Here is a 22,619-nt window from a genome sequence, read left to right as displayed (position 1 = left end):
CTATCTAGTAAAGTTCCAATCATCACTCAAATATTTGCTTTCCATCAGTTCATTGATTTCCTGTTCTTGTTCCTTCGTAAATTGAAATTCCTGTAATTCAATGTCTAACCCTTTTTCAAACCCTTTCTTAAAGGCATCTTTCACTTCTTCCAATGTGACCTTTCTATTCGCTGCTTGCTCGATAGATATTGCCTTATCGTTAAAGGCATCCCGTGCTCTCTGCTTTACCCTTTCATTTCGGTAAATAAACAAATCATACAGTTTATCATTGTCTACTGATAACGGGATCGAGCCATGCTGTAAAATAACCCCTTGCTTTCTTGTTTGAGCACTGCCCGCAGCCTTCTTCTGATCGACTACAAGTTCATACCATGAAGGTTCTTCAAAACAGACAGCAGACTGTGTTGTATTTAACTTACCCTCAGGTATAGCAAAGGATGCATCAATACCTAAGCTATGGAATCCTTCTAACAGGCCTTTTGATAGTACCATATAGGCTTCTTTAATGGACTTAGGCATTTTAGGATGCGCCTCGGTTACGATCACACTGTAGGTTAATTCTTGATCATGTAAAACAGCACGACCACCAGTTAGCCGTCTGACAAGTTCTATACCACTATTTCGGACTGCATCCAAATCAATCTTATTGACTGTTTTCTGAAAATATCCGATTGACAATCCTGCTGGCAGCCATTCATAAAAGCGAATAGTAGGCGGTATTTTGTTTTCGCTATGCCATTGAAGTAAGCACTCGTCGACTGCCATATTATAAGCTGGTGTTTGTTTCTCTGTGTCTATAAAATACCATGTCTCCATCATATCATGTTAGTTTCTCTTGGAAGAGAAAACTAGTCCCCCTTTTAGAATTTTTAAACTATTTCCATAATTTATGGTACATCTAGGGGATATTTCTGTCAAAAGATTAAGATGAAAACGAAGTGTTGCACTATGTGATATAGTAGAAGGGGTGAGAAGAAACGAGACAACAGGGAGTTACAGTAAAATGAATGGATTTAATGAACAATTTCTAATCTCAATTGTTATTATTGCAATTGGCTATGTATTAAAGCGATTTAACCTTGTTAAAGAAAAGGATGGCGAAGGAATAGCAAGGATAGTCTTTAATTTAACATTACCATGTTTAATTATCGTAACATTCAGTGATGTTGACTTTTCAGCTTCCTTATTTTATTTGGTGATTATTGCTTTTATATACGGAGTGATCAATGCCATACTTGCTCTGATGGTATTTCGTAATCATCCGAAAGATATTAAAGGTACATTCGGTATGATGGTCCCAGGTTTAAACATCGGATTATTTGCCTATCCACTTGTAGAAGGTTTATTTGGTTTTGATGGGTTAAAATATTTTGGCATGTTTGATGTCGGTAATGCATTTATTGTATTTGGACTCAGCTATATTATTGCCGGTGTATATGCAGGTAGTGCTGGGATGCTGGAGACAAGGTCGATTATCGTTAAATTATCGAAATCGATTCCGCTGCAGACCTATCTAATTATGTGTTTGATCAATATTATCGGTTTTGAATTACCTGAGATAGTTTTAGATGTAACAAGTGTAATCTCTGGAGCTAATATGCCGCTATCACTATTACTATTAGGGCTGTACTTAAACTTTTCTTTTGCAAAAGGGTATGGAAAACTTATTGCGAAGTTTTTATTTACCAAGTATGGGATTGGTCTGATTGCTGGCTTTGCTTGTTACCTGTGGTTACCCGTAGAGGAAATGTTTAAATTTACGTTATTGATCGGTTTTATATTACCAACACCTGCATCTGTATTACCATATGCCATCATGTTTGGCTATAATCAACGGCTTGTCGGTACCGCGTCCAACATTACGATGATAATCAGTTTTATCTTAATTTGGTTAATTGTCAATCTGATAGTCTAGTCTAAACTACGCATCTATTATAATAGCAATATACAGAAGAGGTGATGATATGAATCAAAAAGTGATTTTTATTACTGGTGCAACAAGGGGCATCGGTCGAAACATGGCTCGCTATTTTGCTGATCGGGGATTTATCGTCATTGGCTCCGGAAGAAATGAACGGCAATTAAAAGCAGTTCGAGATGAGTTGTTACAATATTCAGGAGACCACCGAATGGTTGCTATGGATGTAACAGATTTAGATGATGTAAAAACCACTTTAAAGTATGTCATTGATACGTTTGGACAAATAGACGTGTGGGTTAATAATGCCGGTTCTTTTCAGGCAATAGGTCCAACGTGGGAAGTATCTTCTGACTTATTTAAGCAAGATATCGAAACTAATCTTATAGGAACTTATCATTGTGCATCAGCAGTTATTCCCTTCATGTTGGAACAACAAGCAGGTAAAATCATTAATATTGTTGGAGGAGGCACACTTGATGCCTTTCCATATGGAAATGGTTATGGCACATCCAAAACAGCTATTGCAAGGTTCACGGAAAATCTAGCACAGGAATTACAAGAAACCAGTGTTGAAGTTTATGCACTTGATCCAGGTTTAAACGATACGGACATGACAAAATATCAGCGAACAAGTAAAGAGGGAAAGAAATATTTAGCCAATGTTGAAAAGCTTTTTGAAGATAATGTTGACGTTTCACCTGGTTGTGCTCCTAGTTGGGTAGAAAAAATGATAGACGATCAATTACAAGCTTTTCAAGGGAGAATTATTACGGTTTATGATGACTTGGAAGATTTAAAACAAAAGGCTGCTAAAGCTAATGAAACAGATTATCGTTATTTAAGGTGGAAGGATTTTTCCTAATAAGTAAGATTGGCTAATGGTCATTGACGTTTTTTAAATTCTCACTTCAACGTAAACATAGAATGAGGTGTTTATCATTTTTGAGTTAACTATAATAGAATGGATAATTATCATATTTTCGGCTTTATTAATAGGTTTTGCCAAGGCTGGAGTAGCGAGTATGGGAATTTTGGTGGTTGCTATTTTTATGATGATCTTCCCTGCACGCGAATCTGTAGGTATATTATTACCTTTACTAATCGTCGGTGATTTATTTGCTGTAATTTATTATCGCAGAAATGTTGTTTGGCGTTATTTATTTTCCTTAGTACCATGGGTATTAGTAGGGATTTTAATTGGTTACCTTGTGTTAGATATTGTCACTAGTGAACAGTTAAAACCAATGATCGGTATCTTAATATTAGCACTCATTTTATTACATATTAGTAGAGAGAAATTAGGAGAACGCTTCGTAAAACTTTTACCAAAATCAAAAATTTTTACTTTTAGTATGGGTGTTTTAGCAGGATTTGCTACAATGATTGGTAATGCTGCTGGCGGAGTAATGGCAATATATTTACTTGTCAAAGGATTACCAAAGCGAGAATTTGTCGGCACAGGTGCTTGGTTTTTCTTATTTGTGAATGTTATCAAGGTGCCATTCTATATTTCTTTAGGCATTATTACTGTCGAGTCGGTAACATTCAATTTATGGCTTATTCCTGCTATACTCATCGGAGCTTGGGTAGGGGTAAGAATGATCAAAATCATGCCGCAAAAAGTATTTCAAATATTAGTATTAACATTTGCTGCTTTGGGAGCGATTCGGCTTCTGATAGGTTAATAGATTAGCAACAAATAAGCAAAAAGGATGTCTTTTTTTCCATTAAATATAAAAGGTATTAGCATTACCTTATAACATAATCTACGAAACATCTTCTAAACATAGATTATCTTCCAGAAAATCAGGTGCTGAGTGGACATCTGTTCCGTTATAGGCGACAAAAGTGCTTTTTTCTTAAGCCCTGAGGACATCTATTCCGCTATTCATTGAAATTAGCGTTAATTAAAGCCAAAATGAACCGAATAAGGGATTAAATGTCCGCTAACGCCAAAAAAATGGTGTTATTGTGTCAAATAACGCACTAAATGTCCACTCAACAAATGCTTCCTATAACTATATCGAATTAGTTAAACATGAATATAGTAGAAGATATTCAATTAGAGTACCCCTGCTTTCACTGTTAAAGCATGTTTAAAGTCTGCGATAAGATCTTCTACATTTTCAATCCCTACAGATAAACGGAATAGTCGTTCACTAATACCTCTAGCTTCTCTTTCTTCCGCTGGCATTGCAGCATGGGACATGGTAGCTGGGTGTGATAAAATCGACTCGACTGCACCAAGGCTAACTGCGAACACAGGAATAGATAATTGTTCTACAAAACTTTTGGCATCGACATGATCCTTTATTACAAAAGATAATACGGCACCTGGGCTAGAAGACTGTTTGGCATGAATGGAAGAGCCGGGATGATGTTGTAAACCTGGATAATAGACATGTTCAATTTCATCATGTGAATCGAAATATTCAGCTAGCTTTATTGCTGATGCTACACTTCTAGAAAATCTCGGTTCCAACGTCTTCATACCTTGCAATAATTGATAGCAATCTTTTGCGCCAAGAATCGCACCATAGGTGTTTTGGACAAACTTCAGTTTAGCGGCCAGTTCTTCATTCTTGGTAACTGCTAATCCGGCAACAATATCACTGTGACCAGATAAAAATTTAGTAGCGCTATGTAAGACGATATCAACACCTAGATCCAGTGGTTGTTGGTGCAGAGGGGTCATAAAGGTATTGTCTAAATACGTTAAACATTTGTATTTCTTTGCAAGTTGAACTACTTTACTAATATCGGTAATTTGTAATAATGGGTTTGCTGGCGTTTCCACGTAAATAACCTTTGTATTTGACTGAATAGCTGCTTCTATTTCTGCAGGATTTGTCATATCAACAAAAGTATGTTCTATCGAAAATTGCGTTAATAATTGCGTGACAAAACGAAAAGTACCGCCGTAAACATCTTTCGTAATGACGATGTGATCACCAGCTTGTAACAGCATAAATGCCGACGATATCGCGGCCATACCAGAGGAAAAAGCAAATCCTGCTGTCCCATTCTCCAATTTGGCAATCGCAGCTTCTAATTGGTCACGTGTAGGATTACCTGAACGACTATAATCATAATCACCAAATTCATTGAATTGCTGCTGATGATAAGTGGATGATACATAAATTGGCGGGTTAACCGCACCTGTATGTTTTTCCTGATAGCCTTGCTGATTTCCTCCATGTGCAAGTGTTGTTTCTTTTGAATATCCCATCTTATTTCCCTCCTAATGCTTGTTGGATATCTTGTTTCAAATCTTCCACAGCTTCAATCCCAACAGAAAATCGAAGTAATGTATCACTAATTCCCCGTCTCTCCCGTTCTTCTTTTGGAATATCTGCGTGGGTTTGGGTTGCTGGGTAAGTAATAAAGCTTTCTACTCCTCCTAAACTTTCTGCAAATGATATAATTTTTAATTTTTCTAGAAACGGAGAAACTAACGATTTATCCTGTACTCGAAAACTAATCATAGCCCCTTTACCAGGGTATAGAACTTCCTCGACCAAGGATAGTTCTTTTAAAAATGCAGCCAATTGTCTGGCGTTTTGTTGTTGCTTCTCCAAACGAAGTGACAATGTTTTCATTCCTCTTATTAAAAGCATTGTATCCAGTGGTGAAAGTACGGCACCAATGGCATTGTGGAGATAGGTTAATTGATCACCTAATGTAACATCCTTTACTACGACTAGTCCGGCGAGTACATCATTATGTCCACCTAAATATTTGGTAGCGGAATGAATCACAATATCTGCCCCTTGTGTTAAGGGCTGTTGTAAATAAGGTGTGTAAAAGGTGTTGTCAACAATAAAGAGTAATTGATGCTTCTTTGCCAATGTAGCTAATTTCTCGATATTAATTTCCATTAAAAGCGGGTTAGTTGGTGATTCTATGAAAATAGCTTTCGTTCTTGGGCTAATATACTGCTCCATTTCTTCTACATCTGCATATACTGGTTTGATGTTATAAGATTCCTGAAAATGCTGAAACAATCGATAACTTCCACCATAAATGTCCTCGGTTACAATTATTTCATCATCTTGCTTGAATAAGGAGAAGACAAGTTGGATGGCAGCCATACCTGACGAACAGGCGTATCCTTTTGCCCCTTTTTCTAATGTTGCAATCGCATCTTCTACAATTTCCCGTGTAGGATTTGCTGTCCGTGTGTAATCATAACCAGTTGACTGTCCCAGAGATGGGTGTTGGTATGCAGTTGATAAATAAATAGGTGCTTCTACTGCACCAGTACGCGGATCTTTCCGATTACCTATTTGCGCAAGAGTAGTTTCGATATTGTTCATTTTGCTCCATCCTTTCTAAAATAAAAAAAAGAGGTCTTCGATAAGTAGAAGACCTCCTTGATTAAGGTTGCATTCTCTTATCTTTGGTAATATACCGTCTGGATTTAGCACCATACAATTGCATTGCTGGTTGCTGAGGTGTCATCGGGCCAGTCCCTAGACCTCTCTCGATAAGATATTGTAATTATGGAAATATAATACAAACATCATACAACATTAAGGAAGTAATTACAAGGTAAATCTTAAAAAAATATTTATATGGAATCCATTGACAATTATGAAAGAATGGCTTATAGTATGTACATTATCAACAGTGGAAAAAAATGAAAATAACATATGATCTTATCAAGAGAGAAGGAGGGAACTGGCCCGGCGAATTCTCAGCAACAGGCTAAAAAGCACTGTGCTACTTCCAGCAGGTATTACTTGGCAGATAAGAGGAAAACTCCTACTTTATCGTCAAGTAGGAGTTTTCTATATTTATAATCCAAGTTTTCCTATTGGGATAGGATATTTATACTAAAAATAATTCCACTTTATTGTAGTGGTGAAAGTTGGGATCTGAGATGTTAGCAATCATCGCGATATTAGCTGCTTGTCTATTTGCCTTTAATATTGGAGCGAGCGGTTCAGCAGCTAGCATGAGTATTACGTACGGCACTAAAGTAATCAAGCAACGTAAGTACGCGTTAATCATCGCAGGAGTAGGTGCTGTTACGGGTGCTATACTTGGAGGTCAGCATGTTACGAATACGCTTGGAAAAGGTATCATCTCCGAAGAAATTTTAGATGTAAGAATTGCTTGTATTATTTTAGTTGTTTCCGGTTTTACATTGTTAATTACGAATTATATTGGAATTCCGTTATCCACGAGCGAGGTAACAGTGGGAGCTATCATTGGAGTTGGCCTCAGTTATCAACAACTGAATCTTCAAATGGTATTACTCATTATAGCTTTTTGGATCATTATACCAGTTGCGGCTTTTTTAATCACACTGTGTCTTGAAAAAATCAGAAAAAAAATAAATAATAAAATAAATTATCGGCCACCAGTAAAGCTTTTAACTTTTTTATTACTGTTAACTGGTATAATTGAAGCGATAGCTGCTGGTATGAATAATGTAGCAAATGCATTAGGACCGTTAGTAGGCGCAGGGATTACTTCGATGGAAATGGGTTTACCTTTGATGGCGCTCATTGTAGCATTAGGTAGTATTTTGTTTGGTGGCAGAGTATTAGAAACCAATGCCAAAAAGATTACCTCACTGACTTTAGGAAATGGTATTGTGATTTCCGGTGCAACAGGAGGTTTGGTAGTAGTTGCCTCCTTATTAGGTATTCCAATACCGATGACCCAGGTAACTACTTCGGCGATAGTCGGGATAAATGCCAGCAAACAATTTAAAGAAGTTTGGAAACAAAAAATTATCCATCAAATAGCGAAAGTATGGATTACATCGCCAATCGTATCATTAGTGATTGCCTTTGGCTTAACAGAAATAATGGTTCATCAAAGTTTTGATCAAGTGATACTGTTAGCGTTAGCCATTATTGCTACTTATATTTTAGTCAGATATCGAGAAAAACCAACAAAAGCTAATACAAAAAAAGGATGGGATCAACATGGGGAAAGTTTACTTAGTGGGAGCAGGACCAGGAGATGAAGAATTAATTACTGTAAAGGGGTTGCGTGCTATACAAGAAGCTGATGTCATCCTGTATGATCGATTGGTAAACCCATCATTATTACATCATGCCAAAGAACAAGCAGAATTGATTTTCTGTGGGAAAGAACCACGCAAGCATGGGTTAATTCAAGAAAAAATAAATGAACAGCTTATTTATTTTGCCTCTAATGGAAAAGTTGTAACCAGATTAAAAGGTGGAGATCCTTTTATTTTCGGCAGAGGTGGAGAAGAAGCCATTCATCTTGAAGAAAATCAGATTGAATATGAAGTGGTACCAGGAATCACTTCTGGAATAAGTGCTGCAGCATATGCTGGTATTCCGCTCACTCATCGTCATATCAGCGGATCAGTGAGTTTTATTAATGGTTCCAATCCAGAGACGAAAACAGATGAACAATGGCAGCATATTGCCAATGGAGCTGATACGTTGTGTTTTTATATGGGAATAAAGAAATTCCCGATTATCTGTGAGAAATTAAAAAATGCAGGGTTAAGTAAGACTACTCCTGTCTCTATTATACATTGGGGAACACTTCCACAACAAAAGACGGTTGTTGCCGACTTAGAAACGATATCAGATAGGTTAGATGAAATCAGCAACCCTTCCCTAATTGTGATCGGAGAAGTGGTTCGTTTACAGGAGCAAATTAAATGGTATAAGGAGTCAACAGAAGCTTATATGTAAAAACAATGACTAGTTATCATGATAACTAGTCATTGTTGATCACATTCATAATTTGTTCTTGATCTTTTTCCCAGTTCCATTGTGGATTTATTCGGTCTATAAATTGTTGCAGCTGTTCTTCTGACAAGTCTTTTTTTCCATTAGAATTGTTAAGGTAGGATTTCAATTCCCATTCTCCGCCTTTTTTATTTTTGATCGTTTTCCACTTCACAGTAAATATATAGTCATTTCCATTAATATCAGCGTGAATTAATAAGATATCCTTGTGTAGAATAAAGTTGCTTAATATCATGAATAAGCACCTCCTAAATCAAGTATACCACACATTGAAAGGGATTACATTACGAGGGAGGATTGGGACATTCATCATTTTTAAAGGGATGAATATAAAGGGAATAGAGGAGGTATGTGAATGGCTGTAATAAAAGCAAATGATGCGGATGTGAGATTATTAGCACGATTAATGAGAGCAGAAGCAGAAGGTGACGGTCAGCTCGGCATGCTAATGGTGGGTAATGTAGGTGTGAATCGGGTGAGAGCTCGCTGTTTAGATTTTGAAGATATTAATTCGATAGAACGAATGGTATATCAAAGTCCAGGAGGCTTTGAAGCAACACAAAAAGGGTATTTTTATCAACGAGCAAGAGATAAAGAAATTCGTTTAGCTCGAAGGTCAATCAATGGGGAACGCAATCATCCGGCAAGTAATTCTTTATGGTTCTTTATGCCACAAGGGACTTGTCCAGAACAATGGTTTGGCCAATGGAATGTAGGACGTTTTAAGAGCCACTGTTTTTATAACCCAACCGAAGCGGATTGTCCGAGCGTATTTGGAACTTTTTAAAAACACTATACAAAACGTTTTAGCGAAAAAGTTTCTAGCACCTGGAATATGACTAATCTTCTATTCCAGGTGCATGAGCAGTAATATAACTAGTAGGAAAGTCTACACCATTTTATCTTTCACTTTGTTTATTTATTGAAACTTTTGGAAAGAACCATAAAATAACAAAGGTTAACGTTCCGATCATAAATAATCCCGTATATACAGTGTGTAAAGCATAGGTTAAACCATCTTGCATCGATGCCAATGTGTCGGGAGAAATGGTTTCTCTCATTCCTTCATCTAACAACATATCTGTACTGGCAACTTCAAGTTCTTCGCCTCTTTGTTGGTAAAAGTGATGTAATCGCATGTTCAATATTCCACCTAGCAGTGATGCTCCGATTGCACTGCCAATAATTCGCATGAACATGTTTAGCGAGGTTGCGACCCCTCTTTCATACCACGACACTGTATTCTGGATCGATACAATAAATGTTGTTGAAGATAATCCCATTCCAACACCAACGACAAATGAACTGATTCCAGCATAGATTGGTCCTTTATCTGCATCTAATAAAAAGAATAGGAAAGTCCCGAGAAATAAGGCAAAACCACCGGTAAAAGCTGTTTTGCGGAACCCTATTCTTAGGACAAGGTGTCCTGCAAGTGTAGCTGAAATCGGCCAACCTATCGATAATGTACTTAAGGTGAAACCAGCAACAATAGCGGATTCCCCCATAACGCCTTGAACATAGGTAGGAAGAAAACTAGAAAGTCCAAGTATAATCATACCGGAAAGCAATGTTGCAATATTGGCAATAACAATTAATTTATTTTTCCATAAGGCTAGTGGCATCATCGGTGATGTCGCCTTTTTTTCTTGCCATATAAAAATTGCCATACAAATTATAAAAATAAGCAATAAACTAATTGTTTCAAAGGATGTCCATGCCCAATTCGTTCCTGCTTGTACGAAAACGATGATAAGACAAGATATGGCGATAAAAAACAGACCAGATCCTAGATAATCAACCGATTTTTTCTCTGTATCGACTTTTTCGTGGAAAAAGACGATGACACCAATCAACCCGATTATCCCTATTGGTACATTCATCCAGAAAATCCATGCCCAATCGATAAATTGAACGATAATTCCTCCGAGTAATGGACCAATTACAGAGGATATACCCCACACACTAGCTAAATACCCTTGAACTTTTGCCCTTTCCTCAACGGTATACATATCGCCTACAATAGTAGTGACAATCGGCTGAATCGCACCAGCACCAAGTGCTTGAATTAATCGGAATACGATTAATAGTCCCATGGTTGGTGCTAGTCCACAAAGAATCGATCCGATTAAAAAGATCACAACACCGATAATAAAGATAGGCTTTCTGCCAAAGAGATCTGCAAGTTTTCCATAGATCATCGTTGTGACAGCCTGCATTAATAAAAAACTAGAAAAAACCCAACTGTATAAAGAAAAACCACCTAAGTCAGCAACAATATTAGGCATTGCCGTCGCTACAATTGTTCCTTCTATTGCTGCCATGAACATCGATAAAACAAGTGAAACAAGAACGAGTGGCCGATTCGTCTGTTTTTCTGGCATATGCGTCCGTCCCTTTTTATAATCTGTTTCTATTGTATCAGAAATTAGCAAACATGTATGAAAAAAGCAAATGAGGAACATATATGATAAAATAAAGAAAGCGATAACATAAGGAGGGAATAGCATGATTCAGAATCGGTTAGACGATTTATTACAAGGGTTTTTAAATAACGGACCAGCAGGTGTAGCTTTATCTGTCAAGAAAGATAAGCAATCAATCTATGAAAATTATTTTGGATATGCAGATTTGTCAAAACAAAAAGAGATAAATAGCAAGACAATTTATCGTATTTATTCCATGTCTAAAGTAATTACATGTGTAGCAGGATTGCAACTAATGGAACAAGGAAAGATTTTGCTGACAGATCCACTTTCCGCATATTTACCAGAATTTCAGAACATGCAAGTGTTAGAAAATGGCCAGCTTGAACCAGCAAGTCGGGAAATAACGGTTAAGGATTTGTTTACGATGACTTCTGGATTAACCTATGGCGGGGAACATACAGAGGTAGAGAGAATGACCAGTCAAGTGATGGCAGAGGTTCGCGATGAAGAACGTTCTTTAAATGTATCAAAACTGCGATTATTGACAAAAAAATTGAGCGAAAATCCATTAGAGTTTCATCCAGGAACCTATTGGAAATATGGACTTAGTCATGATGTGCTTGGTGCATTAATTGAAAAGGTAAGTGGTCAATCATTTGGAGAATACTTAGCTGAAAACATTTTTCAGCCGTTAGGTATGCAGGATACTTTCTTTAATGTCCCGCTTGCTAAGAAACATCGATTAGCAACTTTATATGATCGAAAAGAAGCTGGTGAACTAGTAAAGAATACAAAATTAGATAGTTATGCGGAACCGATCGCTGTTTTTGAGAGTGGTGGCGCAGGGCTTCATTCTACTTTGGAAGACTATCAAAAATTTGCTCACTGCTTAGCATTAGGTGGAACCATCAATCATGTAACGATTCTAAGTAAGCATACGATTGAGTTAATGGCACAAAATCATTTACCAGATGAGCTGTTGCCAGAGTTAGGCTGGAATGATCAAAATGGTTATGGTTATGGCTTAGGTGTACGAGTGATGATCGATCAGACTAGAGGAGGAAGTAATAGTTCCATCGGTGAGTTTGGTTGGTCAGGTTTGGCAGGTACATATGTATTTATTGATCCAAAAGAAAAACTTTCGGCGGTTTATATGCAGCAAATGCTGCCAAACTTTGAGTTTTATCATCAACCAAGGATCCGTAATGTCATTTATGGCGCACTTTTGTAGGGAGGAATTAATATGGCACTAATCCATTGCGACTTTTTCTCAGAAGTATTAACGATTAGTACATCGATGACGGTGATTTTACCCGAAGAGACCACGACACAAATTGGGCTTAAAAATAATCGGTCAGACGGAAAGGTCCCAGTTTTGTATTTGTTACACGGTTTTAGTGATGATCATACAATCTGGACGAGACGGACTTCGATCGAAAGGTATGCAGCGGAATATGGAATTGCAGTGGTTATGCCTCAAGGCGATCATAGTTTTTATGCGGATATGCAGTATGGCAAAAAATATTGGACATTTATTTCGGAGGAATTACCTCGGATTGCTCGATCCTTTTTTCCGTTATCTGCAAAGAGAGAGGATAATTTTGTAGCAGGCTTATCAATGGGAGGTTATGGTGCTTTTAAGTGGGCATTGCGTAAACCGGAACAATTTGCTGCAGCGGCAAGTTTGTCAGGTGTATTGGATATTGCCACACACATTGTAAAAGAGCGTGAGCAAGATGATCCCATTGGTAATGCACTATTTCATGTATATGGGGAGCAAGATCTCCAAGGGACAGATCATGATTTGTTTTTTGTTATAAACAATTTGCTAAAGAATGATCAACAATTACCACAATTATTCCAAGCGTGTGGAACAGAGGATTTCCTATGGGAGGACAACCAGAAATTTTTTCGATTTGCTGAAGCGAATAATCTTCCGCTAGTACATACTTTCTCAGAGGGAGCTCATGAGTGGGGATACTGGGATGCAAAGATTCAAGAAGTGCTAGCATGGTTACCAATAGAAAGAGGATAAGTATGAAAAAGCACTACACACGTCCATTTGATCAGGGGTACGTGTGTAGTGCTCTTTATCGTTATTATACGTGAACAAGATCTGAAACGATTTGATAAGAGTTTTTACGTTCTTCATGATCATAAATTTGAGAATTAATTATCACTTCATCTGCTTCTGTTTCTTCAATAAATGCAGCTAATTTTTCCCTTACTACATCTTTATCTCCCACAATAGTTGATTTGCTATTTACAGATTTTTCTACTGATGCTTTTTCATAAATTGTCCACTCTTGATCAATGTCATCAATAGGTGGCATCAGTTGAGATGGTTTTCCGCGTATCATGGACAAGAATTGCTGTTGTTGAGAAGTAGCTAACCATTTTGCTTTTTCAGTCGTTTCAGCAGCTATAATGTTTACACCAACCATGGCTTGCGGCTTACTTAGTTGATTTGAAGGTGTGAAACGATCTCGATACAATCGTAATGCTGGTAACGTATAATCAGGTGAAAAATGGCTTGCGAATGCAAATGGTAGTCCTTTTTCAGCGGCAAGCCGAGCACTGAAGTCACTTGAGCCCAGTAGCCATAACGGCACATTTGCTCCTTGGCCAGGTACTGCTTTTACCCGAGCCGCACCTGCAAAATAGGCTTCTAATTCTTCTACCTGACTTGGAAAATCTTCCGGGCTACTGTTTAACGTCCGTCTTAAAGCATGAGCAGTTGCTTGGTCACTGCCGGGTGCTCGTCCTAATCCTAAATCAATCCTATCCGGATATAATGCATCGAGAGTTCCAAATTGTTCGGCAATAACTAATGGTGCATGATTGGGAAGCATAATGCCACCAGCACCTACACGGATTGTTTTGGTATGGCTAGCTATATGACTAATCACGAGTGATGTAGCTGAACTTGCAATTCCAGGCATATTATGATGTTCCGCCAACCAGTAGCGGTGATATCCCAATTTTTCCACGTGCTGTGCTAAATCGGCACTATTTTGAAAAGATAATGTAGCATCATGTCCATGTAAGACAGGTGCTAAGTCTAATATCGAGAATTTAACATTGGAGAATGCTTTTCCCATGTGATCACTCCTTGTTTTACTTGAGCATGTAAGAAATGATACGCTCAAAAGGAGCAAAGGTCTAATAATTTGCCTGGGGGTGATTTCCATTCAACTAAAGCGTATATATGATGAAGCGAGTCATGAAGATGGTTTTCGCATTCTTGTTGACCGTGTTTGGCCTCGCGGGATTTCAAAAGAAAGAGCGCAGATAGATGTGTGGTTAAAAGAAGTTGGACCTTCACCTAAGTTAAGAAAATGGTTTGACCATGATCCTGCTAAATTTGAGCGGTTTAAGCAGTTATATCAAAAAGAATTAAAACATGATGCAGAAAAACAGGAAGCATTAGATCAATTGCGTACTTATGACCAGGAGTATGAGCATAACATTACATTAGTGTTTGCTGCGAAAGAGCAGCAGTATAATCATGTAGTGATACTAAAGGAGTTCATTTCATGATAAAAAAACCGCTTATGCTAAAAAGCATAAGCGGTTTTTCTGTTAAGCGCTAAATTAGTTTTTTACTACGTTAGCTGCTTGTGGTCCACGGTTACCTTCTTCGATATCGAAAGTTACGCTTTGACCTTCTTCAAGTGTTTTAAAGCCTTCGCCTTGGATAGCAGAGAAGTGTACGAATACGTCGTCTTGTCCTTCTACTTCGATAAATCCAAAACCTTTGTCTGCGTTAAACCATTTTACTGTACCTTGTACCATATTTCTTTTCCTCCTAGTGTGAACCGTTCACACAATTGTATTACTATTCTTGCTCTTGCCTCAAAACGAAAACTTTACGTTACGATACTTGAAGGTGTCATCGAACAAAATAGCTAAGGCAATTATAGCAAGATAAAATCGAAATTGCAAGTTAATGTTGAAATATTTTCGTTTTTACTTTTTTCGCTGATTTTGTTCAGGTCCATGTATGGCATCTGTATTATTTCCACCAGGTGGCACAATCGGATAGACATTCACTTCTTCTTCCATCAGAAAGTCTAAAACTACCGGCTGCTTGGACGCAAAAGCTTGACCAAAGATTGACTCTGCTTCTGTTTAATTCGATGCACGGTACCCTTTGACACCAAAACTTTCTGCAAAGGTAAGAAATTCAGGAGAGCTAATTTTCACCTGAGAATATTTATTTTATAAAATAGTTGCTACCATTGCCGTATCATGAACCATTTCGTAAAATAATTATTTTAATGTTTAGGTAATGATGTGCGACATGGTAGAGCTCCTAAATATTAATTCGAATACTGCCATCCCCAGTGAAACATATAACAGTTTGCTTTTTTTTGGCTACTGCATCACCAATCGCAGCTGGTAGTCCGTAGCCCATTGTTCCAAAGCCGCCAGAGGTTAATAATTGACGATGGACGGCAAAATGGATAATGCAATGCGGTCCACATTTGATGCTAACCGACATCAGTGGCTACGATAGTATTTTTACCAGCATATTGGTCTATTATTCGAATAATATCATCGGGTTTTAGATTTCTGGTAAAAGTTGGTTTAGCATTGTTTTTCTGGATAAAAGGAATATGGTGGATTCCATTGTTAGTTATCTTGATATATTAGCGTTATATTGTCCATTGGTTTCCGATTAATTATGATTATCAGATGTGGGGAATGGTGTTCCCGCTTGCGATGTATACAACATCTACTTATCAGTTATTTGAGGCACTAGCGGTACCTTTCCTAAAAAATATTTCTCATGTTTCCAGCGTGGATTACATGGGGATTTGGCATTCTATTACTTATCGTCCGTCTTTCCCTAGATCTTGTCAGACGAAAATGACCTTGTTATTGTTACGAAAATTTAGTATTATGTAATGATGGAAACTAGAGCTATTATGGAAATGAGGGATTTGAATGAAAAGCTCGATTTATTCATTGACATTTGATCAACTGCAAGATTGGTTAATAGAACATGGTCAAAAAAAATTCCGCGCAAAACAAGTTTGGAATTGGTTGTATAAAAAAAGAGTGAATACATTTGCAGAAATGTATAATTTAAATAAAGATTGTCAACTGGTATTAGAGGAAAACTTCTATTTAGGTACATTAGAACAGGAAATTAAACAGGAATCGAAAGATGGAACGATTAAGTTCTTGTTTAAGCTTTCCGATGGTAATTTAATTGAAACAGTGTTAATGAAATTTAGTTATGGTTATTCAGTCTGTGTGACGACACAAGTCGGATGTAACATTGGCTGTTCGTTTTGTGCCAGTGGTTTATTAACGAAGAACCGTGATCTTTCTGCCGGCGAAATCGTTGAACAAATTATGAATGTGCAAAAACACTTGGATGCTAAAGGAAAAGATGAACGGGTAAGTCATATTGTCGTCATGGGGATCGGTGAACCATTTGATAATTATGATAACACGATGGATTTTTTACGAATTGTAAATGACCAGGAAGGACTTTCTATCGGTGCAAGACATATTACTGTTTCTACAAGTGGCTTGGCTAAACGTATTTATGATTTTGCTGATGAGAATTTACAAGTGAACTTGGCACTTTCCCTACACGCTCCTAATAATGAATTGCGAACAAAAATTATGAAAATTAATAAAGCTTTTCCATTAGAGAAATTAATGCCGGCAATCGATTATTATTTAGAAAAAACCAACCGCCGCATTACTTTCGAATATATTTTGCTTAAAGATGTCAATGATCATAAAAAAGAAGCAGAACAATTAGTGTCATTGTTAAAAGACAAACGTCATTTGTCCTATGTCAATTTAATCCCATATAATCCAGTAGATGAACACAATCAGTATGACCGAAGTGAGAAAAAAGCGATCTTAGATTTTTATCAAGTATTATTGGAAAATGGCATCAACTGTGGTGTCCGTGTTGAACACGGTACAGATATTGATGCAGCATGTGGACAGCTTCGTAGTAAACAGATCAAAAAAGATAAAGAAAAGCAAAAAGCGTAAAAGAGTATCCATTGGGTACTCTTTTTTATTTGTAGGGAAAGTATATAAACATTGGTATCACAACTTTTATAAGCAAGTATGTTAGGAAAAGGTGATTAATCACGCATATTTTAAGAAGCAAGAATAGCTATACATATGGAGTTGCCATTTGAAAGCTAGCTAGTGCAAGTCAACCGCTGACCGTTTCGCTTTCCTTTTTCAACAACGAATAATAGAAAAGGGATATTTGGTTTTATCAAACTGATTCGTAATTTCCTATACCATACTTGCGCTTTCACAGGGATAACACTCGAATTGCCTGATCTGACAAATGTTGTAGCACATGTATCAAGCGGAGGGGGCAGCTAGAGCGGTATTTCATAATGAATGATAGAGAAACGATAAAGTCATTAGGACTGAGCGTCTTTGGTTCCGTGAAGGTTTCCCTGGATAAATCCGATTTGAAGTGGACATTTGTTCCGTTATTCATCGAAAATAGTGTTAATCTAACCTGAAATGAACCAAATAAGGATTCAATGTCCGCTCAATACATGTTTCTCCATACTTGCATAGATTTCATCGGGCAGCAATTTTTTTGCGGGTGCAATCGATTGCTTTATCATTATAATGAACTTTCTAATTCGATAAATACTATTGACATAAAAACATTAAATGATAATATTATATGTATGCAATCGCTTGCGCAAGTTGTAGAGAGATTAAAGTGTCTCCTCAGAGCTAAGGTGAAGGCACTTAAGGGGGTTATTTTATGAACAGAAAATGGTGGAAAGAGGCAGTAGCATATCAAATTTACCCACGTAGTTTTATGGATTCAAACGGAGACGGAGTCGGAGATTTACAAGGTGTTATTGCAAAGCTCGATTATCTAAAAGATTTAGGTATTGATGTGATTTGGATCAGTCCTATTTATGAGTCGCCTAATGATGATAACGGCTACGATATCAGTGACTATCAAAAGATTATGGATGATTTCGGAACAATGGAAGATTTCGATCTGCTTCTGGAAGAAGTACATAGTCGTAATATGAAATTAATCATGGATTTAGTTATTAATCACACCTCAGATGAGCATGAATGGTTTATTGAGTCTCGTTCATCAAAAGATAATCCGTATCGAGACTATTATATTTGGCATCCAGGAAAAGATGGCAAAGAGCCGAATAATTGGGAATCAATCTTTGGAGGTTCTGCCTGGGAATATGACGAGAAGACAAAAGAATATTATATGCATGTTTTTTCTACTAAACAACCTGATCTAAACTGGGAAAATCCAGATGTGCGACAGGACCTTTATGACATGGTGAATTGGTGGTTAGATAAAGGAATCGATGGATTTAGGGTAGATGCGATATCTCATATTAAAAAAGTGCCAGGGTTCCCTGATCTGCCAAATCCTGGTAACAAGAAATATGTACCTTCCTTCGACGGCCATATGAATCGACCAGGTATTGATAAGTTTTTAAAAGAATTTGCGAAAGAGACTATTCATCATTATGATATTATGACAGTTGGTGAAGCGAATGGTGTAACGATAGAGGATGCTGATCAATGGGTTGGAGAAGAAAAAGGATATTTTGATATGATTTTTCAATTTGAGCATTTAGGTCTGTGGAATATGAGTGCAGAAGGGAATTTAGATATCCACACTTTAAAACAAACATTGACGAAGTGGCAAAAAGGTTTAGAAGGTGTTGGATGGAATGCGCTTTTCTTAGAAAATCATGATCAGCCTCGTTCGGTTTCGACTTGGGGGAATGACGATAACTATCGGGAACGATCGGCGAAATGTTTAGCGACTATGTTCTTTTTTATGCATGGGACACCTTTTATTTATCAAGGGCAAGAGATCGGTATGACTAATGTGCGCTTTAATTCGATTGATGATTATAACGATGTAGCGATCAAAAATATGTATGATAACGAGATTGTGGAAGGTAAGTCACACGAAGAAATAATGAAAAAGATATGGAAGAGTGGCCGTGATAATTCCAGAACGCCTATGCAATGGAATCACGAGATAAATGCAGGTTTTTCGAGTGGAACACCTTGGTTGAAAGTCAATCCAAACTATAAGGAAATAAATGTGGCAGCCCAGCAAGGAAATCCGGGTTCTATCTTACAATACTATAAAAGAATGATTGCGACACGAAAACGATATGATGTTCTTGTGTATGGTAGTTATGAACTTGAGTTAGCTAATCATGATAAGGTGTATGCATATACACGAAAGTTAAATGAACATGGTGCATTTATTATTACGAACTTGTTTGATTCAGAGGCGGAAGTAAGCATTCCTACACATGTCCTTGAAAATACTCCTGAACTAGTATTAACAAATGTAGAAGGAAAGCAATTATCGGCAAAGATGGTTTTAGATCCTTATGAAGCTAAGGTTTATATCTGGTGATGGACACTCCTTGACAAAATTCAGACATTTCTTTAAACTATCAGAAAGTAAAGCAGATTATGTACAATAGAACATATACATGACGATGAAGAGGAATAGTAGTTATAGGATTAGGCTAAGAGAGGTGGCGGTCGGTGCAAGTCACTACTATCCTGTTACGAACTCGCCTCAGATGTTACAAAAGTGAACAATGTTAGTAGCTTTTGTCGTTATCCGCGTTAAGGATTTTAAGTGAGTGTTAATGAATAGCTTAACACTAATGTTGGGTGGTACCGCGGGAATCTCTCTCGTCCCATTTTGGGATCAGGGAGATTTTTTTGCGTTCAAGAACATATGTTCGGTATATACATAATGGTTCGAAGGAGGAAGTAAGATATGTCATTTGATCATAAACAAATTGAAGAAAAATGGCGCAATTATTGGATTGAAAATAAAACATTTGCAACGAATACGGGTTCTGATAAGGATAAGTTTTATGCGTTAGATATGTTCCCTTATCCATCTGGGGCCGGTTTGCACGTTGGACATCCAGAAGGTTATACAGCAACTGATATCTTATCAAGAATGAAACGAATGCAAGGATATGAAGTATTACATCCGATTGGTTGGGATGCATTTGGTCTGCCAGCTGAACAATATGCGTTGGATACTGGAAATGATCCAGCAGATTTTACAGAACAGAATATTAATACCTTCCGTCGACAAATTCAGGAGTTAGGTTTCTCTTATGACTGGGATCGTGAAGTGAATACAACAGATCCAAATTATTATAAATGGACGCAATGGATTTTCTTAAAGCTATATGAAAAAGGGTTAGCCTATATCGATGAAGTTCCGGTCAACTGGTGTCCTGCCTTGGGAACTGTGTTAGCTAATGAAGAAGTAATAGATGGAAAAAGTGAGCGCGGCGGACATCCGGTTGAACGAAAACCAATGAAGCAATGGATGCTAAAAATCACTGCTTATGCTGATCGTCTATTGGAAGATTTAGATGAATTAGATTGGCCGGAAAGTATTAAAGATATGCAACGTAATTGGATTGGCCGTTCTGAAGGTGCAGAAGTCATTTTTGATATAGATGCTCATGAGGAATCCTTTACCGTTTTTACGACACGCCCAGATACATTATTTGGTGCTACTTATGCTGTGTTAGCACCAGAGCATCCGTTAGTGGATAAAGTCGTTACAGCCGAGCAACAGGATGAGGTCAATGCATACTTAGAAAACGTAAAGACAAAAAGTGACTTGGAGCGAACAGACCTAGCCAAAGATAAAACAGGCGTTTTTACTGGAGCTTATGCAATTAATCCAATTAACGGAAAAAAACTTCCTATTTGGGTTGCTGACTATGTGTTAATGTCATATGGTTCTGGTGCAATTATGGCGGTTCCGGCACATGATGAGCGTGACTATGAGTTTGCGAAACAATTCAACCTTGAAATTATCCCTGTTTTAGAAGGTGGCAATATAGAAGAAGAAGCATTTACGGGTGATGGTCCTCACATTAACTCCGACTTTTTGAATGGATTAAATAAAGAAGATGCTATTGCTAAAGCAATTGATTGGTTAGAAGATAATAAGAGAGGAGAGCGAAAAGTAACTTATCGCCTTCGAGACTGGTTATTCAGCCGTCAACGCTATTGGGGAGAGCCAATTCCGGTTATCCATTGGGAAGACGGCTCGATGTCTGCTGTTCCAGAAGAAGAGTTACCATTAGTGCTCCCAAAAACAGCTGAGATAAAACCTTCAGGAACAGGAGAGTCTCCACTTGCGAATATAGAAGATTGGGTCAATGTGACGGATCCTGAAACAGGTATGAAAGGTCGTCGTGAAATAAATACGATGCCACAATGGGCAGGAAGCTGTTGGTATTTCTTGCGCTATGTCGATCCACATAATACTGAGAAGCTTGCAAACTTTGATACGTTAAAGGAATGGTTACCTGTTGATGTTTATATAGGTGGTGCTGAACATGCTGTATTACACTTATTGTATGCACGATTTTGGCACAAGTTTTTATATGATATTGGTGTTGTACCGACTAAAGAGCCATTTCAAAAACTGTTTAACCAAGGTATGATTCTTGGTGAAAATAATGAAAAGATGAGTAAATCAAAAGGCAATGTTGTGAACCCGGATGAGATTGTTCAAACACATGGTGCTGATACATTAAGATTGTATGAAATGTTCATGGGGCCATTAGATGCTTCTGTAGCTTGGAGTACCAATGGCTTAGACGGTGCGAGACGATTCTTAGATCGTGTTTGGCGTTTGTTTGTAACAGATGACCATCAATTATCTAATAAAGTAACGGAAGTAGATCGTACAGATGATTTAGAAAAAGTCTATCATGAAACAGTAAAAGTAGTTACGCAGAATTTTGAGGATTTACGATTTAACACAGGTATCTCACAAATGATGGTGTTTATTAATGAAGCTTATAAAGCGGAGGAAATTCCTAGAGTATACGTGGAAGGCTTTGTGAAGTTGTTATCACCTGTAGCTCCACACTTAACAGAGGAGATTTGGCAGTTGCTTGGACATGATGACACCTTAGCGTATGAGCAATGGCCAGAATATGACGAATCTAAATTAGAGGAAAATGAAGTAGAGATTGTTATCCAAATTATGGGGAAAGTTCGTGCGAAGATGATGGTGGGTAAAAATGCATCCAAAGACGAAATTGAACAAAAAGCTCTAGAACAAGAAACTATTAAAGAACGTATCGAAGGAAAGACGGTGCGTAAAGTGATTGTAGTACCCGGTAAGTTAGTGAATATTGTTGCGAATTAAATAGCATAATTTCGATATATCTCATATTTAAAACCCGTTTCTAATTGCAGAAGCGGGTTTTAACATGATTTGATGGTGTCGATATTAAAATTTCGATGTATATTTTATTTTGAATTATTCCATAATAAAATTTGAGGTGTGGTATTGACTTTTTCAAAAATAGTCTGTATCATTGAAAAAGTTGACTCGTTAAAAAGAGTTCAAAAAGTTATTGACAGATATATAGCGATTTGCTATAATTTATTTGTCGCTTCAAAAAGACATTGATCTTTGAAAACTGAACAAAACAACCAGTATGA

General features: G+C 37.4%; 21 protein-coding genes, 2 riboswitches and 1 other annotated feature. Of the genes, 13 read left to right on the top strand and 8 right to left on the bottom strand.

The window, feature by feature from the left end:
- The gene (locus GH715_RS18100) at positions 1-819 is read right to left on the bottom strand and encodes a lipoate--protein ligase family protein (protein ID WP_153836601.1); all 819 of its coding nucleotides are present in this window, start codon (positions 817-819) and stop codon (positions 1-3) included.
- Between the two features lie 184 nt (positions 820-1,003).
- On the opposite strand from GH715_RS18100, the gene GH715_RS18095 reads away from it, so the two are divergent.
- The 3 genes from GH715_RS18095 (at position 1,004) to GH715_RS18085 (ending at position 3,606) form a co-directional block, all read left to right on the top strand.
- The gene (locus GH715_RS18095) at positions 1,004-1,915 is read left to right on the top strand and encodes an AEC family transporter (RefSeq protein ID WP_153836600.1); all 912 of its coding nucleotides are present in this window, start codon (positions 1,004-1,006) and stop codon (positions 1,913-1,915) included.
- Positions 1,916-1,964: 49 nt separating this feature from the next.
- Positions 1,965-2,783: an SDR family NAD(P)-dependent oxidoreductase gene (locus GH715_RS18090; RefSeq protein WP_153836599.1), complete on the top strand. Its 819-nt coding sequence runs from the start codon at positions 1,965-1,967 to the stop codon at positions 2,781-2,783.
- A gap of 67 nt (positions 2,784-2,850) precedes the next feature.
- Positions 2,851-3,606 (top strand): sulfite exporter TauE/SafE family protein, encoded by a 756-nt coding sequence (locus GH715_RS18085; RefSeq protein ID WP_276208130.1) that lies wholly within the window; start codon positions 2,851-2,853, stop codon positions 3,604-3,606.
- A gap of 377 nt (positions 3,607-3,983) precedes the next feature.
- Here the strand turns inward: GH715_RS18085 and GH715_RS18080 are convergent, their stop codons facing one another.
- The gene (locus tag GH715_RS18080) at positions 3,984-5,150 is read right to left on the bottom strand and encodes an aminotransferase class V-fold PLP-dependent enzyme (RefSeq protein WP_153836597.1); all 1,167 of its coding nucleotides are present in this window, start codon (positions 5,148-5,150) and stop codon (positions 3,984-3,986) included.
- 1 nt (position 5,151) lies between these two features.
- Positions 5,152-6,237: a methionine biosynthesis PLP-dependent protein gene (locus GH715_RS18075; RefSeq protein WP_153836596.1), complete on the bottom strand. Its 1,086-nt coding sequence runs from the start codon at positions 6,235-6,237 to the stop codon at positions 5,152-5,154.
- 74 nt (positions 6,238-6,311) lie between these two features.
- A riboswitch (SAM riboswitch) is annotated at positions 6,312-6,414 on the bottom strand.
- Between the two features lie 162 nt (positions 6,415-6,576).
- Positions 6,577-6,677: riboswitch (SAM riboswitch) on the top strand.
- A 126-nt stretch (positions 6,678-6,803) separates the two neighbouring features.
- Between GH715_RS18075 and GH715_RS18070 the strand changes: the two genes are divergently transcribed.
- Together GH715_RS18070 and cobA are read left to right on the top strand one after the other, a co-directional pair.
- Positions 6,804-7,901 (top strand): inorganic phosphate transporter, encoded by a 1,098-nt coding sequence (locus GH715_RS18070; RefSeq protein ID WP_228760345.1) that lies wholly within the window; start codon positions 6,804-6,806, stop codon positions 7,899-7,901.
- Complete coding sequence (cobA, locus tag GH715_RS18065; RefSeq protein ID WP_153836594.1) at positions 7,861-8,610, top strand: uroporphyrinogen-III C-methyltransferase; 750 nt, start codon at positions 7,861-7,863, stop codon at positions 8,608-8,610. Before GH715_RS18070 ends, cobA begins: the two co-directional genes overlap by 41 nt.
- A 25-nt stretch (positions 8,611-8,635) precedes the next feature.
- On the opposite strand, the gene GH715_RS18060 is transcribed toward cobA, so the two are convergent.
- On the bottom strand, positions 8,636-8,902 hold the full coding sequence (locus tag GH715_RS18060) for a hypothetical protein (protein ID WP_153836593.1): 267 nt from the start codon (positions 8,900-8,902) through the stop codon (positions 8,636-8,638).
- 120 nt (positions 8,903-9,022) lie between these two features.
- On the opposite strand from GH715_RS18060, the gene GH715_RS18055 reads away from it, so the two are divergent.
- Complete coding sequence (locus GH715_RS18055) at positions 9,023-9,454, top strand: cell wall hydrolase (RefSeq protein ID WP_018934375.1); 432 nt, start codon at positions 9,023-9,025, stop codon at positions 9,452-9,454.
- Positions 9,455-9,566: 112 nt separating this feature from the next.
- On the opposite strand, the gene GH715_RS18050 is transcribed toward GH715_RS18055, so the two are convergent.
- Complete coding sequence (locus GH715_RS18050; protein ID WP_153836592.1) at positions 9,567-11,051, bottom strand: MDR family MFS transporter; 1,485 nt, start codon at positions 11,049-11,051, stop codon at positions 9,567-9,569.
- A gap of 124 nt (positions 11,052-11,175) precedes the next feature.
- On the opposite strand from GH715_RS18050, the gene GH715_RS18045 reads away from it, so the two are divergent.
- Together GH715_RS18045 and GH715_RS18040 are read left to right on the top strand one after the other, a co-directional pair.
- Entirely contained in the window at positions 11,176-12,327 is a 1,152-nt protein-coding gene (locus GH715_RS18045; protein ID WP_153836591.1) for a serine hydrolase domain-containing protein, read from the top strand.
- Between the two features lie 12 nt (positions 12,328-12,339).
- The gene (locus GH715_RS18040; RefSeq protein WP_153836590.1) at positions 12,340-13,131 is read left to right on the top strand and encodes an alpha/beta hydrolase; all 792 of its coding nucleotides are present in this window, start codon (positions 12,340-12,342) and stop codon (positions 13,129-13,131) included.
- Positions 13,132-13,195: 64 nt separating this feature from the next.
- Here GH715_RS18040 and GH715_RS18035 read toward each other — a convergent pair whose 3' ends face one another.
- The gene (locus GH715_RS18035) at positions 13,196-14,197 is read right to left on the bottom strand and encodes an LLM class flavin-dependent oxidoreductase (RefSeq protein WP_153836589.1); all 1,002 of its coding nucleotides are present in this window, start codon (positions 14,195-14,197) and stop codon (positions 13,196-13,198) included.
- 82 nt (positions 14,198-14,279) lie between these two features.
- Between GH715_RS18035 and GH715_RS18030 the strand changes: the two genes are divergently transcribed.
- Positions 14,280-14,636, top strand: coding sequence for a DUF488 domain-containing protein (locus GH715_RS18030; RefSeq protein ID WP_026287415.1), 357 nt, complete (start codon positions 14,280-14,282; stop codon positions 14,634-14,636).
- Between the two features lie 54 nt (positions 14,637-14,690).
- On the opposite strand, the gene GH715_RS18025 is transcribed toward GH715_RS18030, so the two are convergent.
- Positions 14,691-14,891 (bottom strand): cold-shock protein, encoded by a 201-nt coding sequence (locus tag GH715_RS18025; protein ID WP_018934369.1) that lies wholly within the window; start codon positions 14,889-14,891, stop codon positions 14,691-14,693.
- A 520-nt stretch (positions 14,892-15,411) separates the two neighbouring features.
- Positions 15,412-15,600: a thiamine pyrophosphate-dependent enzyme gene (locus GH715_RS18020; RefSeq protein ID WP_153836587.1), complete on the bottom strand. Its 189-nt coding sequence runs from the start codon at positions 15,598-15,600 to the stop codon at positions 15,412-15,414.
- Between the two features lie 194 nt (positions 15,601-15,794).
- On the opposite strand from GH715_RS18020, the gene GH715_RS21655 reads away from it, so the two are divergent.
- The 4 genes from GH715_RS21655 (at position 15,795) to leuS (ending at position 22,320) form a co-directional block, all read left to right on the top strand.
- A complete protein-coding gene (locus GH715_RS21655; protein ID WP_228760344.1) occupies positions 15,795-16,007 on the top strand; it encodes a hypothetical protein in 213 nt (70 codons plus the stop codon).
- A 39-nt stretch (positions 16,008-16,046) separates the two neighbouring features.
- Positions 16,047-17,120 carry a dual-specificity RNA methyltransferase RlmN gene (gene rlmN / locus GH715_RS18010; RefSeq protein WP_153836586.1) on the top strand — a complete coding sequence of 358 codons (1,074 nt, stop codon included), beginning with the start codon at positions 16,047-16,049 and terminating at the stop codon, positions 17,118-17,120.
- Positions 17,121-17,868: 748 nt separating this feature from the next.
- A complete protein-coding gene (locus GH715_RS18005; protein WP_153836585.1) occupies positions 17,869-19,527 on the top strand; it encodes a glycoside hydrolase family 13 protein in 1,659 nt (552 codons plus the stop codon).
- A gap of 76 nt (positions 19,528-19,603) precedes the next feature.
- Positions 19,604-19,825 (top strand) — a binding site (T-box leader).
- A 77-nt stretch (positions 19,826-19,902) separates the two neighbouring features.
- Positions 19,903-22,320: a leucine--tRNA ligase gene (leuS, locus tag GH715_RS18000; RefSeq protein WP_153836584.1), complete on the top strand. Its 2,418-nt coding sequence runs from the start codon at positions 19,903-19,905 to the stop codon at positions 22,318-22,320.
- The last annotated feature ends 299 nt before the right edge of the window (positions 22,321-22,619 follow it).

This window comes from Gracilibacillus thailandensis (genome assembly GCF_010994055.1).
GTDB classification, from domain to species: domain Bacteria; phylum Bacillota; class Bacilli; order Bacillales; family Amphibacillaceae; genus Gracilibacillus; species Gracilibacillus lacisalsi.
The sequence above is the reverse complement of the archived record's forward strand: the minus strand, read 5'-3'. Positions and strand labels throughout refer to the sequence as shown.

What these genes read in the sequence shown, in the direction of transcription:
- GH715_RS18100 (WP_153836601.1), bottom strand. Translation starts at nt 819, where the DNA reads ATGATGGAGACATGGTATTTTATAGACACAGAGAAACAAACACCAGCT.
- GH715_RS18005 (WP_153836585.1), top strand. Translation starts at nt 17,869, where the DNA reads ATGAACAGAAAATGGTGGAAAGAGGCAGTAGCATATCAAATTTACCCA.
- GH715_RS18025 (WP_018934369.1), bottom strand. Translation starts at nt 14,891, where the DNA reads ATGGTACAAGGTACAGTAAAATGGTTTAACGCAGACAAAGGTTTTGGA.
- GH715_RS18070 (WP_228760345.1), top strand. Translation starts at nt 6,804, where the DNA reads ATGTTAGCAATCATCGCGATATTAGCTGCTTGTCTATTTGCCTTTAAT.
- rlmN (WP_153836586.1), top strand. Translation starts at nt 16,047, where the DNA reads ATGAAAAGCTCGATTTATTCATTGACATTTGATCAACTGCAAGATTGG.
- GH715_RS18080 (WP_153836597.1), bottom strand. Translation starts at nt 5,150, where the DNA reads ATGGGATATTCAAAAGAAACAACACTTGCACATGGAGGAAATCAGCAA.
- GH715_RS18050 (WP_153836592.1), bottom strand. Translation starts at nt 11,051, where the DNA reads ATGCCAGAAAAACAGACGAATCGGCCACTCGTTCTTGTTTCACTTGTT.
- GH715_RS18040 (WP_153836590.1), top strand. Translation starts at nt 12,340, where the DNA reads ATGGCACTAATCCATTGCGACTTTTTCTCAGAAGTATTAACGATTAGT.
- GH715_RS21655 (WP_228760344.1), top strand. Translation starts at nt 15,795, where the DNA reads ATGTGGGGAATGGTGTTCCCGCTTGCGATGTATACAACATCTACTTAT.
- GH715_RS18075 (WP_153836596.1), bottom strand. Translation starts at nt 6,237, where the DNA reads ATGAACAATATCGAAACTACTCTTGCGCAAATAGGTAATCGGAAAGAT.
- GH715_RS18095 (WP_153836600.1), top strand. Translation starts at nt 1,004, where the DNA reads ATGAATGGATTTAATGAACAATTTCTAATCTCAATTGTTATTATTGCA.
- GH715_RS18055 (WP_018934375.1), top strand. Translation starts at nt 9,023, where the DNA reads ATGGCTGTAATAAAAGCAAATGATGCGGATGTGAGATTATTAGCACGA.
- GH715_RS18045 (WP_153836591.1), top strand. Translation starts at nt 11,176, where the DNA reads ATGATTCAGAATCGGTTAGACGATTTATTACAAGGGTTTTTAAATAAC.
- GH715_RS18060 (WP_153836593.1), bottom strand. Translation starts at nt 8,902, where the DNA reads ATGATATTAAGCAACTTTATTCTACACAAGGATATCTTATTAATTCAC.
- leuS (WP_153836584.1), top strand. Translation starts at nt 19,903, where the DNA reads ATGTCATTTGATCATAAACAAATTGAAGAAAAATGGCGCAATTATTGG.
- GH715_RS18090 (WP_153836599.1), top strand. Translation starts at nt 1,965, where the DNA reads ATGAATCAAAAAGTGATTTTTATTACTGGTGCAACAAGGGGCATCGGT.
- GH715_RS18035 (WP_153836589.1), bottom strand. Translation starts at nt 14,197, where the DNA reads ATGGGAAAAGCATTCTCCAATGTTAAATTCTCGATATTAGACTTAGCA.
- cobA (WP_153836594.1), top strand. Translation starts at nt 7,861, where the DNA reads ATGGGGAAAGTTTACTTAGTGGGAGCAGGACCAGGAGATGAAGAATTA.
- GH715_RS18020 (WP_153836587.1), bottom strand. Translation starts at nt 15,600, where the DNA reads ATGTCGGTTAGCATCAAATGTGGACCGCATTGCATTATCCATTTTGCC.